The sequence below is a fragment of the Terrimicrobium sacchariphilum genome (assembly GCF_001613545.1).
Classification (GTDB): Bacteria; Verrucomicrobiota; Verrucomicrobiia; order Chthoniobacterales; family Terrimicrobiaceae; genus Terrimicrobium; species Terrimicrobium sacchariphilum.
On sequence record NZ_BDCO01000002.1, the window covers coordinates 1,967,941 to 1,981,110 of the forward strand.

Annotated in this window: 15 protein-coding genes; 14 read left to right on the top strand and 1 reads right to left on the bottom strand. The window is 56.7% G+C overall.

The annotated features are described in order from the left end of the window. Positions 1-78: 78 nt before the first annotated feature. The 14 genes from TSACC_RS09220 (at position 79) to TSACC_RS09285 (ending at position 12,642) form a co-directional block, all read left to right on the top strand. Complete coding sequence (locus TSACC_RS09220; protein WP_075079036.1) at positions 79-465, top strand: hypothetical protein; 387 nt, start codon at positions 79-81, stop codon at positions 463-465. 58 nt (positions 466-523) lie between these two features. Then, on the top strand, positions 524-970 hold the full coding sequence (locus TSACC_RS09225; protein WP_075079037.1) for a terminase small subunit-like protein: 447 nt from the start codon (positions 524-526) through the stop codon (positions 968-970). Then, positions 967-2,550, top strand: a complete 1,584-nt coding sequence (locus tag TSACC_RS09230) for a terminase large subunit (protein ID WP_075079038.1) — start codon at positions 967-969, stop codon at positions 2,548-2,550. Before TSACC_RS09225 ends, TSACC_RS09230 begins: the two co-directional genes overlap by 4 nt. 331 nt (positions 2,551-2,881) lie before the next feature. Next, a complete protein-coding gene (locus TSACC_RS09235) occupies positions 2,882-3,202 on the top strand; it encodes a hypothetical protein (protein ID WP_075079039.1) in 321 nt (106 codons plus the stop codon). Next, on the top strand, positions 3,202-4,887 hold the full coding sequence (locus tag TSACC_RS09240) for a portal protein (RefSeq protein ID WP_075079040.1): 1,686 nt from the start codon (positions 3,202-3,204) through the stop codon (positions 4,885-4,887). Before TSACC_RS09235 ends, TSACC_RS09240 begins: the two co-directional genes overlap by 1 nt. Further along, positions 4,884-5,198 (top strand): Bbp19 family protein, encoded by a 315-nt coding sequence (locus TSACC_RS09245; RefSeq protein ID WP_075079041.1) that lies wholly within the window; start codon positions 4,884-4,886, stop codon positions 5,196-5,198. The genes TSACC_RS09240 and TSACC_RS09245 overlap by 4 nt, the downstream gene beginning before the upstream one ends. Then, positions 5,195-5,977 carry a hypothetical protein gene (locus TSACC_RS09250; protein WP_075079042.1) on the top strand — a complete coding sequence of 261 codons (783 nt, stop codon included), beginning with the start codon at positions 5,195-5,197 and terminating at the stop codon, positions 5,975-5,977. Before TSACC_RS09245 ends, TSACC_RS09250 begins: the two co-directional genes overlap by 4 nt. Before the next feature lie 3 nt (positions 5,978-5,980). Then, positions 5,981-6,874: a hypothetical protein gene (locus tag TSACC_RS09255; RefSeq protein ID WP_075079043.1), complete on the top strand. Its 894-nt coding sequence runs from the start codon at positions 5,981-5,983 to the stop codon at positions 6,872-6,874. Between the two features lie 255 nt (positions 6,875-7,129). Beyond that, complete coding sequence (locus TSACC_RS09260; RefSeq protein WP_075079044.1) at positions 7,130-8,038, top strand: phage capsid protein; 909 nt, start codon at positions 7,130-7,132, stop codon at positions 8,036-8,038. 22 nt (positions 8,039-8,060) lie between these two features. Continuing rightward, positions 8,061-8,522 carry a hypothetical protein gene (locus TSACC_RS09265; protein WP_153811360.1) on the top strand — a complete coding sequence of 154 codons (462 nt, stop codon included), beginning with the start codon at positions 8,061-8,063 and terminating at the stop codon, positions 8,520-8,522. Between the two features lie 130 nt (positions 8,523-8,652). After that, on the top strand, positions 8,653-9,183 hold the full coding sequence (locus tag TSACC_RS09270) for a phage connector family protein (RefSeq protein WP_237763927.1): 531 nt from the start codon (positions 8,653-8,655) through the stop codon (positions 9,181-9,183). A 3-nt stretch (positions 9,184-9,186) separates the two neighbouring features. Beyond that, positions 9,187-11,460 carry a phage tail protein gene (locus tag TSACC_RS09275; protein ID WP_075079047.1) on the top strand — a complete coding sequence of 758 codons (2,274 nt, stop codon included), beginning with the start codon at positions 9,187-9,189 and terminating at the stop codon, positions 11,458-11,460. Beyond that, entirely contained in the window at positions 11,450-11,902 is a 453-nt protein-coding gene (locus tag TSACC_RS09280) for a hypothetical protein (protein WP_075079048.1), read from the top strand. The genes TSACC_RS09275 and TSACC_RS09280 overlap by 11 nt, the downstream gene beginning before the upstream one ends. Beyond that, the gene (locus tag TSACC_RS09285) at positions 11,890-12,642 is read left to right on the top strand and encodes a hypothetical protein (protein WP_153811361.1); all 753 of its coding nucleotides are present in this window, start codon (positions 11,890-11,892) and stop codon (positions 12,640-12,642) included. The genes TSACC_RS09280 and TSACC_RS09285 overlap by 13 nt, the downstream gene beginning before the upstream one ends. A 2-nt stretch (positions 12,643-12,644) precedes the next feature. On the opposite strand, the gene TSACC_RS09290 is transcribed toward TSACC_RS09285, so the two are convergent. Next, the gene (locus TSACC_RS09290; protein ID WP_153811362.1) at positions 12,645-13,106 is read right to left on the bottom strand and encodes a putative periplasmic lipoprotein; all 462 of its coding nucleotides are present in this window, start codon (positions 13,104-13,106) and stop codon (positions 12,645-12,647) included. Between the last annotated feature and the right edge of the window lie 64 nt (positions 13,107-13,170).

A 13,170-nucleotide genomic window follows, 5' to 3' on the forward strand; every position in this document is an offset into this window, starting at 1 on the left:
TCCAAGGGGAGGCCGATGCTTTGACGAATGGGAACTATCCCACTGGAAGCCAATCGGCCCGCTGCCGGGGAGGGTTGGATGAACCGCAGCTTAGGCCGCTTCAAACTCGGATTCGAGAAGGTTGAATTGCGCATTCGATCAGGCGAGGGCGGGTCAGCCGCTCTTTGCCCGGTCAATGGCGCATCTGGTCGAATCACGATCGGTATTGAAACGGATCTCTGGGAGGAGGTTTACAGCGTTCTTCTCCATGAGGCTATGGAGTACGCCTTACATCGCAACGGTTGCAGCTACTCTCCATCCTGCGACTTCACCAACAACCCTGGGGCGCGAACCTTCGTTGTCGATCATCAGAAATTTGACCTTTCCTGCCGAATGGCCGGAGAATTCATCACCGAATGCTACTCGCTCCTACTGCTCGCTTGGAAGAAACACACGAAACAGGTCCAATCCCGCACGCTCCGCTAGCGCTTCGCTAAATAATGTGCTGGAAAACAGCCTGTCAAGCGTGTATTGACTAGGCCATATGGGCAGGCCGTCGAAATTCACTCCAGAAATAGCCGCAAGTATCTGTGAGGCAATTGCATCCACGCCGCGCGGACTTGATTACATTTGCGGCACAAATGAAGAGTTTCCATCAGCAAAGACCGTTCACGCTTGGCTCAATGAGCATGAGGACTTTCGTAAGAGTTACGTGCTCGCGCGGGAAAGGCAGGCGGATTTACTTTTCGATGAGTGCCTAGAGATCGCTGATAATGCGGCTCAAGACACGATTCTCCTTGAAAAGAACGGTTGTGAGATCGAATTGCCTGATAAAGAATGGATTCTCCGTTCCAAACTGCGCGTTGATACTCGTATGAGGATGGCTGGTAAACTGGCACCCAAGAAGTACGGCGACAAGCAGGAGGTGACGCACCAGCCAGGGGACGGATTCACGGAGTTTTTGACGCAGATCAGGAACCCGGGCGCATGATTGAGAACCTTAAGGACAAGCTCTGGCGTCTCCAAAACCTTTACAGCATCAAAGACGCCGAGACCGGGCAGGTCCGTAAGTTCGTTCCTCGCCCGGAACAGATGGAGATTTTCCGGGCGCTGCTTGCAGGACATCGCAAGATCATCATTCTCAAGGCTCGCCGCCTCGGCATGAGTACCGCGATCGACGTTTTCGCGGCGGATGAGGCAATATTCAACGCTGGGCGGCAAATCAGCATCGTCGATCAGAACCAGGACGACGCGAGCAAGAAGCTGCAAAACATCGTCAAGGTGGCGTATTCCTCGCTCCCCGCGGCGATCCGGGAGCGCATCGTTGTTACCCGCGACAATGATGGTTCGTGGCAGGTGCAATCCAAGGCGGGAGACGCATCCAGCGCTATCTACGCGGGAAAGAATGCTCGAGGCGGAACCAACCAGCTTTTGCATATTTCGGAATGGGGCGTAATCCAGGCCGACGACCCGAAACGCTCCGAAGAAATTCTTACCGGTGCTTTGCCATCGGCTGAGCATGGTGTGACGATCATCGAAACCACGTGGAAGGGCGGGCGCAAAGGACACCTTTGGAACCTCGTTAAGCAGGCGCAGTCCATACAAGAGGAACAGCGCACCTTGGGAGATTGGCGCGTGTTCTTCTTTCCGTGGTTCAACGACCCTACCTATGCGGCCAGCGGTCCAGCGGTGACAGATTCGGAATTGCTCAAGTATTTCGCTGAGAAGGAGGCGGAAACAGGGCACACGTTCACGCCTGCACAACGTCTTTGGTATCAGCAGAGGCGCAACACGCTCGGGGCGTTCATGTACCGCGAGTTTCCCACCACGTTTGACGAGTGCTTCCGAGCGCCGATCGATGGGGCGATCTATGCCGGGTTGATCGATAAGGCCCGTGCCGAGGGGCGGATTTGCACTTTCCCGGTGGATGGTGCCGGTCTGGTTCACACCTTTTGGGACTTGGGAAGCCCTCTCAATACCGTCGTGTGGTACGTGCAGTTTGTCGGGCGCGAGATTCGTGTCCTCGATGTCGACATGTCAACCGATGAGGCACCAATCGACCTGACTCCAACGGAGCGGGTAGCGAGGATAAAAGCCAAGGGATACCCGCTCGGGAACCACTATTTGCCGCACGATGCAGCATTGACGGAGCGCAGCGGGAGGACATTCCAGACCGAACTGGCATCGCTCGGCCTGGGAAACATCAAGATCATACCACGCACCGTGGATGTCTGGATCGGAATCAATCATTTGCGACAGATCTTTCCTCGGATGGCTTTCCGTCTTCCAGCGTGTGAGCTTGGGATTGACGCGCTGACCAACTATCACACCCGCAGCGAGAGCGGAACAGGCAGGGCGTCTGACGATCCGGTACACGATTGGTCGAGTCATGCATCGGACGCTTTGCGCATGATGGCGGAGGCGGATATGCATGGAATGCTCGACGCGGGCGGGTATAAGCCTCGGTCGTCGCTGGTTGTCAAACGGGGCGGTGAATCATCAAGGCATGTCGATCCCGTAGACGCCTATTTCGAGCCGCAGCGCCGCAGGCTGGTCGTGAAACGCCGATGAGTCCGGTTGATACCATCAGGGCCATGTATCGGGCGCAGCCGACGCGCTGGGCGTTCGCTGAGGAACTTGACGGGTATCTAAGCCACGGGTGGGTTATCAACTCGCCGGAATGCTTCCTTATGGGGCGTGAGGTCCGGCGCGATGGAACGCATGAACAGATCACGGACCCGTGGTTTATTTTCGATAAGCCTGACGCATGGTTCGTTGCGGCTTATGCAGGGAAAGTCAATACAGCCTTGACTCTGATCCCGTTTAGGCATAGGTGGGTTGGATGGGAGCGCGGTTTAAAGTCCGGGCTTCGATTTCACGACTTCGACACCTTCCAAAAGACATGCGAATCAATGACCCGCTCAAAAACCCGCTCGCCTTTGAGGTGATTTCGTTTTTTTCCTCGCCGAAAGTTTCGGTTAAGCAGCCCAGCCAGAAGGCTGCCAAGATTCCAGCCGCGCCAAATATCGTGATCCCCGACCCTCCGGCGGCTACTCCGGTTGCCCCTCCACCCAGCGCCACGAACGCCGAGGTACAGCAGGCCGCAAGCGACCAGCGCCAGCAGGCCGCAAGCCGAAAGGGAGTACGGGCAACGCTGATCGCTGGTGAAACAGGCGGATTCACTCCGGCAACCCCTAGCGCAAAGAAATCACTCTTGGGCTAATGGCGCAGAACCTTTCAGATGCAAGGCCGATTTTGGCCCGTTGGGAGTCCATGAAGGGAAAGCGGTCAACGTGGGATTCCTACTGGCAGCGCATCGCGGATTACGTCATGCCGCGGAAAGCCCAGATCACTATCAAAAAAATCGGCCCGGACCATCTCTCAAACGATCTCTTTGACACAACGGCGGTATATGCAAACCAAACGTTGGCAAACGGGATGCTGGCCTACATGACGCCTGCTGATGGGAAATGGTTCTCGTTCTCTCCTCCGGCGTCAAAGGATACTGACGATGAGGTTTCGCAGTGGCTCCAAAAATGCACGGAGATCGTGCAGCGCAGCTTGGCGAACTCAAATTTCTACTCTGAAATCCATGAGCTTTACTTTGACGATGGCGCTTTTGGAACCGGGGCGCTGATTGCGCTTCCAGGCAAGGCGTCGGCAATAAACTTCCAAGCTCTTCCGATTGGAACATATTGCATCTCAGAGGATGACGAAAAGCTCGTAGATACTCTTTTCCGGGAGTTAAAGCTCACCGCTGGTCGAGCCGCTGAAAAGTTCGGAGAAGAGAACCTTTCTGATAAACTGCGAAAGGAACTTGCCAAGGAGAGGGAGACTGGAAAGGGATGCGATACAGAGCATTGCTTTCTCCATGCGATATATCCAAGGCCGGAATCCGAAAGGGAACGAGGCAAGGCGGACGGGAAAAACAAACCATTCGCATCGGTGTACATCGACGTTGAAAACCGTCATGTGATTTCGGTCGGCGGATTCGATGAGAAGCCATTCTTTGCGACCCGTCATTTGCGTTGGGGGCAAGAGGTATGGGGCATCTCGCCGAGCTGGATGGCGCTACCGGAGGCCAAGCAGTTGAATTACCTCGTCAAGAGCATGGACGCTCTGGCTGAGATCAAGGCTTTTCCGCGCATCCTTGCTCCTGGGGATATGGAGGGGGAGATGGACCTCGACGCATCAGGAGTGACGTTCTTTGACCCGTCGAATCCGAATTCAAAACCTCAACAGTGGGCTGATGCCGGGGATTACAATATCGGGCTGGAGCGGGAGAAGCGGAAGCAGGAGGCGATTGAGAGAGCGTATCACGTTCCGCTATTCAACATGTTCGCGCAGATCGAACGCCAGATGACGGCTCGAGAGGTGGCGGAGCGGAGCGCTGAGAAACTGAATCAGTTCACACCGGCTTTCACCCGCAAAACGACCGAGCTACTTTCCCCACTGCTTCGTTGCGTGTTCAATATTCACCTTCGCGGAGGGTATTTCCCGCCACCTCCTAATGGAATGGTGACGAAAGACGCAGCCGGAGAGGCGGTATTGAGCGAGCCGGAAATCTCATACAATTCCCGCGTTGCCCTGGCGATCAAGGCTCAGGCCAATATTGCGGCAGGAAGAACACTGGAGGGTAGTCTGATGCTGGCTCAGGCGCGGCCTGAGGTTCTCGACCATTACGACTTTGACCGGATCACGCGCGAAAGTGCGCGGAATGACGGTCTTCCTGCTGACTGGCTTTTGCCTTCCGAAAAGGTTGACGAGATGCGGAACGCCCGAGCGCAGGCACAGCAGGCAGCGCAGGCCCAGCAAAGCGCACTGCTCGCCGCCGAGGTTGCGTCAAAGGCCGGTAACATCAAACCGGACAGCGCACTCGCTCAAGCCGTCCAACAGCAAGCCGCATGAACGAGGCCACCCAAAAGCGACAGACCGAGAACGCCAAGGAGCGGCAGCGCCTAATCAATGCGGCCAAGCGGGTTTTTGCATCCGAGGACGGGCAGCGCGTATTGGCGCATCTCGAGACGACTTTCCGCGTAAACGAGCGCGTTTTCACTCCGGTGCGATCCGGTCCGGACCTGTATGCGTATGACGCAATTACAGCGGCTCTTACGGATGGAGGCCGAGCAGTTATTATTGAAATCAAAAGGCTTTTGGACGCTCCCTCGCAGGGAGATGCCAATATCGAGGAGCCAACCCTGAAAGTAACAAAGCAATGAGCATTGAAATCAAAGACGGTGCCGTTCTGAAGGACGGCGAGAACGTTGGATCAATCGGACCGGACGGAAAATTCGTCCCGGTCGATGGCCTGCAATGGAAGCGCCGAGAGGCAATCGAAAAGTTCCTCGCCGACGAGGCCGGGAAGCCGCCTGCCGAGAAGCCGCCAGAGGAAATCCACCAGGAAGCCGCAAACGGCAAAACACAAGAGGTTCCGGGAACGCAAATGCATCGGCTTTCGATTCCAGATCAGCCGGAGCGCGAGGTCTTTGGCTTCACGCACGTCGACTCGAAAGGGAAAGAGCACTTGATTGCAGTCGAGAAAGACACTCTCATCGTTGACGGTGATATTATCGGACATTTCACGGTGGCCGATGACGGGAAAATCGCGCTCATCGGATGGTCTGAAGAAGAGGATGCTCGCAACCTCGAAATGAATATTCGAAAGCTCAAAGAGAAATGGGGCGATTCGTTCGAGGAAAAGCGCGATCGTGCGCGAAGCGTTGCAGAAGTCGCGGGATTCGACCTGAACACTTCTGACGCACTTCGAGACGCGGGCTTCGTGATCGGCCTCGAGTCGCTCTATGACCGGATATTCCCGGCTGCCGCTCTTCCCTTGCGGGATGGAGTAAAGTCGGGGGAGGTGTTCGATTCAAAATCACCCGAGCCGATCAAAGATCCTCAGTTCGGCGACCTGACCCCAGAATGGGTTGAATGGTTCCGCGCGAATCATTCCTCCGAGGAGTTTGCGGCCAAGTACCATCACAGGGGGGTGTACTAAGCCATGAAGATCAAGCACAGCATGATGTTTTTCGAGGGCGAGACGGCAACGGCGGGCGGTGGCGGTGGCGCAGCAACCACGACGGAAACAGGCGGAGGCTCGCTCATTTCTGATGGAAGCGCAGGTCAGCAGCAGACCGAAGCTACGCCATGGGTAGGAGCGGACGGCGCATTCTCGGAAGGGTGGACAAATCGCCTTCCCGAAGACCTCGGCGATTATCGCGCCAGCCTAGGCAAGTTCAAGAACGTTGGCGACATGGCAAAGTCGTACCGCGAACTTGAGACGAAGCTCGGCGTCAAGGGCACATTCATTCCCGGCAAGGACGCCAAGCCCGAGGAGGTGGCAGCGTACCGCAAGGCCGTTGGAATCCCTGACGAGCCGACCAAGTACAACATCAAGCCCGAGCAGCTTCCCGATGGGTTCACGTGGCCCGCTGACGAGGCAATCAAGCCAATCCTTGAGGTTGCGCACCGGCACAACATTCCCGAGGCGGCGCTCCGCGAGCTGATCGGTGCGAACATCGGCGCTCAGGCGGCGGCATCGGCGGAACTCGCCAAGGCGCAGCTTGAGGAAGGAAAGGCGCAGCTTCAGCGCGAATGGGGCGACAAGTTCGGTGCCAACATCCAGCGGGCGGCGGCGGCGGCAAAGCTGGCCGGAGTCGATCCGAACTCGGTTGGCTTCACTGATCCAGAAGTTGTAAAAGCCGTCGTTGCGCTGGCGGCGAAGATCAGTGACGATCAGTTTGTCACGAGCGGCGGAACCGGCAGCGGATCGAAGGGCGGCGTTGCTGAAGCTCGGGAGATTCAGACGAACCCCGATCATCCGAAGTACAAGGCATATCAGGAAGGCGATGCGGATACCGTTGCCTACGTGCGCGGACTTCTGCAACGCGGATGATTTCGCGTTGACGTATTGGCTGATACCGCATAGTATTCAGCCTTCATCACTCCTCGACGCGGCCCCGGTCGGATTAAAAACCTGACCGGGGCTTTTCTTTGGTGTTGACGTATTGACCGATCCATGCTCTAAGCATGGTAGCGGACAACTTCCTTTGAAGCCCGCCCCAAACCCGAAAGCTGGGACCTGCCTTGAGCAGATAATCCAGGTGCCGAAGGGGCGCAGTGAACTTCAAAACCTCAAAAGGAGAAAATCATGTCCAACGCACTTACTCAGATTCCGTCCTACTATCCAACGGAATTCACAACCAACTGGACTCATAAGGTCCAGCAGATGACCTCCAAGCTCCGCGACCTCGTCACTTTCGACACGGTCAACGGCAAGGAGAAAGTCACTCAGCGAATCGGAACCGTTACCTTCCAGCGCATCACTGAACGCGCCGGGTCGACTCGAATCACCGATCTTAACCTCGAAAAACGCTGGTTGCGCATCGCTCCGTACGATGATGCAAAGCTCTTCGACGAGTGGGATGACGAGTTTCTCGGCCAGATCGTGCTCCCAACGAGTCCGCTGATCGAGAGCCAATCTCGGGCGTATGCTCGCCTTTGTGATTCGGTTATCATCACGGCAGCGATCGGCGATGCCATCACCGGAGTCGACGGAACGACCTTGACCCCTCTTCCGAGCGGTCAGCAAGTCGCCGTTGATTACGTGGAAACCGGAAGCACGGCAAACAGCGGTCTGACCATCGCGAAAATGCGCGCCGCAAAGTACATCCTCGACAACAACGATGTTGACGATATGGAACAGCGTACGCTCGTCGTCACTGCCCGCCAGTTGCAGAACCTTCTGCGTACCACGGAGGTAACCAGTCACGACTACAACGATGTGAAAGCTCTCGTCGACGGCAAGGTCGATACCTTCCTTGGCTTTTACATCAAGCGCGTTTCGTCCACCATCGTCCCGAAGACGGGCAACATTCGTTCGCTCCCGTTCTTCGTGAAAAGCGGCGTTCGCTTTGCTGACACCGGCAAGCAGACGCTCATGGACATCATCCCGACGCAGTCGCATTCCGTCCAGATTCGCACGAAGGGTGCCGTTGGTGCCGTGCGTGACGAAGAGGAAAAGGCTGGCGTCATCTTCTGCGACGAAACCGTCCTGTAATCCAACGAAAGGAACCTGACTTATGGCAACTGTACTTACTGATGTGGCGACCTTCCAGGCCTCCACGAACCCGAAAGATCGTGGCGACGCCAATAAGGTGTCAGCCGAAATCCGAATCGCCGAAGCCGTTTACACGACCACGGCGGGCTGGTCTGATGGCGACATTATCAATGTCGTCACGCTCCCCATTGGCGCAATCGTGCTTCCCGAGCGTTCTTGGGTGGCGACCGAAGCGACCGGAGGAACTGGAACGGCAATCTCCAAGATTGGCGATGCCTCCGACGATGACCGCTACTCGTCAACCAGCATCACGCTCACCAGCGCGGCAACCATTGCGGTGACGGCGGCTTCGTCCACTGGAACCATTGTGCGAACCCCGGTGACGAGCGCGACCAACACTATCAAGGCGACCTGTGCGCTTTCGAGTAGCACGGTGACGGCGGGCAAGAAAATCCGCTTCTCGATCGCCTACATTCTTCCCTAATCCGGCTCAGGGTTGATACCCCGCCTTCCTGGGTTTCATTGTTTTCCCGGGAAGGCGGTAATCAGCCATGGCAGCAGATCAGACCACAATTTGCAATCTGGCCTTGGCCCATCTCGGCAAGGCGTCAATTATGTCTCTGGACGACCGTACGCCGGAGGCCGCGCTATGTAATCGATTCTACGATCAGACGCGGGACGAGGTTTTGCAGTCGCACCCGTGGAACTTTGCCATCAAGCGGGCGACGCTTTCACTGCTGGCTGATGCTCCTGCCTTTGGCTGGGCGTATCAATACCAGCTACCTTCCGACTGTTTGCGCATTCTGCAACTGAACGGGTATCAGGTCTATCAGGCGGACGGGCGATTTGATATTGAGGGCGGGCGAATGATGACGAACTGCGACACGGCGCAGGTTCGCTACATTGCCAGGGTGACGGATGGGACGCTTTTCCCGCCGCTCTTTGTTGAGGCGCTGGCTCTGAAGCTGGCAACCCGACTGGCGAAGCCGATCACCGGGAGCGCGTCGGAGGTTGAGCGCCTGAAGACCGAATACGAGCGGATTACAAAGCCGCTGGCGATGCGGATGGATGCCGCCGAGGGCAAGCCTCTGGTAAAACTGCCGTGGGCAAACAGCCGGTTTGTGCGGGCGCGATTCGGAGGATAACCGATGCCGTATCAACTGATCCCGAGCTTCAACGCAGGGGAAATCTCGCCATATCTCGATGCGCGGGCGGATCTGGAGAAGTACGCCTCCGGGTGCCGCCTGCTGGAGAACTTCATCATCATGCCGTATGGCGGTGTGTTCCGCAGGCCGGGGACTGAATACCTCGGTACGGCAAAGTACTCGGACAAACGCTGCCGTCTCGTCGGATTCAACTTTTCGACAACGACGCGTTTTGTCCTCGAACTTGGTAATCTCTACATTCGATTTTGGTCAAACGGGTATCAGGTGACTTCCGGAGGGTCGCCTGTCGAGGTGGTTTCGCCATACCTTGAAAGCGAGCTGCGCGACCTCCAGTACGTGCAGATCAATGACGTGATGTACTTCGTTCATCCCGCGCATGAGCCGATGAAGCTTACGCGCGTGACGGATACCAACTGGACATTCGCTTCGGTCGCCTGGGATTGGCCCGCTTTCCTCGATGAGAATGTCACAGCTACAACAATCACACCGAGCGCGACGACGGGAACAGGAATCACTCTCACGGCCTCGGCTGCTTTGTTTGATTGGGGTCATGTAGGCGGATATTTCCAGATTGCGCACGCCCGGACGAATGCAGCGGTGGCGCTGACATCGGTGACAGCATCCGGCTCTTCCGGCGGATTGGCCGTGCTGGGAAGCTGGGATTTCACGACGTACGGAACTTGGGTCGGCGTGATCCAGTTGCAGCGGAGCAAGGATTCCGGCAGCACGTGGGAGACGTTCCGAACTTTTTCCGTTGCGGGAGATCGGAATATCACAGCCACCGGGAAGGAGACGGGCGAATCTCAACTCCGTATCACCTACACGCACACGAGCGGAACGCTGACGGCCAGACTGGAGGCCATCGACGCCCGGGAATACGGTGTTGTGAAGATTACCGCGATAACCGACACCACGCACGCAACAGCGGATGTCGTCAATGACCTCGCTGGAACGGGAGCAACAAAGATTTGGAGCGAGGGCGCATGGTCGGTAAAGAACGGATTCCCGCGCACAGTTGCGCTACATGAGCAGCGGCTTTGGTTCGCTGGAACGAGCGGTCGGCCTCAGTCGCTATGGGGGAGCATGATTGATGATTTCGAGAACTTCCGCACCTCGGCGCTAGATGACTCGGGATTGTTCTTCACCCTCTCCGCGCAGGAGTCGAACGTCATCCAATGGTTGCTTTCGCAAAAGTCGCTTCTCATTGGAACCGCTGGAGGAGAGTGGACGCTGGGAAGCACGGACAGCAACGCCGCAATCACACCAGCGAACGTCAAAGCGTCGCAGGAATCGTCCTACGGGTCGAAATACCTTCGGGCTTTGATCGTCAACGACGTGGTTCTTTTCGTCCAGCGCCAGGGGCGCAAGGTGCGCGAGTTGCTGTATTCCAACCAGACTGAAAGCATGGTGGCGCAGGATTTGACGCTGCTTTCCGAGCACGTTACCAAAGGGGAAATCCTCGAGACGGCTTTTCAGCAGCAGCCGGACGCGATTTACTGGACAATCACCGGGACGGGGCAGCTTGTCGGGTTGACATACGAGCGGCTGCAAAATGTCGTGGGATGGCATCGTCACACCACGGACGGCACGTTTGAGAGCGTGGCGACGACGTACGGAGCGAACGGAGCCGATGAGGTATGGGTTGCAGTCAAGCGGACGGTAAACGGTCAGGATGTGCGGTATATCGAGCGATTCCGCACTGATTTCCGTGAGAGTTTCGAGGCCGAGGACAAGGAAAATTGGTGGTATCTTGACTCTGCCAAGCGCGTGACGCTTTCTCCGGAGAGCGCGAGCGTCACCGGTCTGGCGCACCTTGAGGGTCGTACGGTCGACATTCTTGCTGATGGCGCAGTGTCTCCGGCCCGCACGGTATCCAGCGGAGCAATCACTTTGCAGGCTCCGGCTGGAACGGTTCTCGTCGGCCTGCCGTTTGTCTCGACGCTCAAGCCGACGAAGTTGGAAATGACACAGTACGGAACGCGCGGGAAGACGAAGCGGGTTCACCGGATCAACCTTTCCTTTCACAAGTCCCTGGGCGGCCTGTTCTCGACCAATGGGAGTGAGTTTTGGGACATCGTCAGCCGGACAACCGCGGACGCCATGGACGACAGCCCGCCCGCATTCACCGGGGACAAGAATCTCGCCACCGGTGCCGATCATTCAGCATCGGCTGACATCATCATCCGGCAGGAGCAGCCTTTGCCGCTGACGATCCTTGCCATCACTCCGAAATGGGACGCCTACGATGACAACTGACCTGACCCCATTTGATGGCAGCCCGATCGCATTCGGCGAGATCACCGACGAGATGCTCGATCATATCGAGGATCGTCTCGAGCAGATCGCTCTAAATACAGGGGTTCCGTTTGAGGCTCCGGTTGATCACGCGTTTGCCGGTGGAATCTACATGCGTACGGTTTTTGTCCCGGCTGGTTCGCTCGTCGTCTCGCATATCCACAAAACCGAGCATCATTACGCCGTGCTGATGGGGGAGGTTTCTGTTGCCATCGCTGGCGGCCCGGTCGAACGCTTCGCGGCTCCACGTACCGGAATCACTAAGCCGGGAACCAGGAGGCTCGTTTACGCACACCGTGACACCGTCTGGACGACCTATCACGCGACCGAGGAAACGGACGTTGAAAAGATCGCTGAAATGATTCTCGAACCACGAAGGAGGAAAACGCCATGTCTTGGGTAGTCACCGGAGCGACCGCAGCCAGCCTTATAGCCACGGGTGTAGGAACGGGCATGAGCTACATGGCCGCGCAGGATGAGGCGGCGAATCAAAAAGCGCTGGCAGACATGAATTACGGCATTCAGGCGCGGAACGCGAAGATCAACGCGACCATCGCGAAGCGTCAGGCGAACCTGAAGAAGACCTATTCGAAAGCAGCGATTGCCGCCAAGGAGGTAAACGCCAAGAACTACGAGATGCAGGCGGGGGCCGTCGAGGCGCAGGGCCGTGAGCAGGCGCGGCGAATGCGCGAGCAGGGAGCCTCTGTTATGGCGGCAATCCGCTCCGGGTATGCGGCGTCTGGCGTGACATCGGAGGGAACGCCGATCATCGCCATGGCCGACACCGCCGGAAAACTGGAATTGGCCGTTCAGGATGCGAAATGGCAGTCCGACACCGAGGCGAACCGATACAAGGACGCTGCCGCCATGGAGCGGTATAACCAGAATTTCGACCGGGCTGACATCCTCGTTGCCGATTACGAGGCCCAACTCGCCAAGATGGGGCAGCAACTCAACATGGACGAGGCGTATTTCAATCGTTCGGCAGGGTATGCGCAGGCGTCGGCCACCAAGACAGCATCTTACGGGACGCTGATTTCTGGGGTAAGCTCGATGGCTACGACCACCGCGAATTATGCGGGATCTTCAGCGGGACAGCAGCTTTTCGCAAAGAAAACACCTCAATATACCGGGAGGGTATAATGCTATCGACTGCCATAAATAGCAGTCGTGACAGCTTGGGTATTTGCCATGTTGTTCAACGTCTGAGCGTTTGCCTGAGCATTCGATTGTGCGCTGGACATGATATTATTCACAGCCTGAGCGTCGGCTGCTCTGCGGGATTGCTCAAGTTGCTGTTGTTGAACAAGAAGTTGCTGGCGTTGAATCGCAAGGCGCTCTTTTTCGATCTTATAGTTAGCCTGCTCAACGGGAGTCATCGAGGCGATAAGCTTTGCCTCCGCCGCATCTTCCGCTCTTGCATTTCTCCATATCGCCATCATGCGATCGTACTGAGCTTGGGAAATCTTTCCAAGCTCAAGGCTGCTTTTAAGGTACGCGGGGTGTTGCTCTACGGGGAGAGTGTTCACATAGGCAACGGTCTTTTCATACGAGGACGCACACCCGACCAAAACCAGAGCCAGCCCGAGGAAAAGAAAACGCTTCATGGTCGAGGCGGTACGCAACTTTGCGAAGAAAAGCAAGGCTGGATTTTTCCTCTCTCACCCTGTA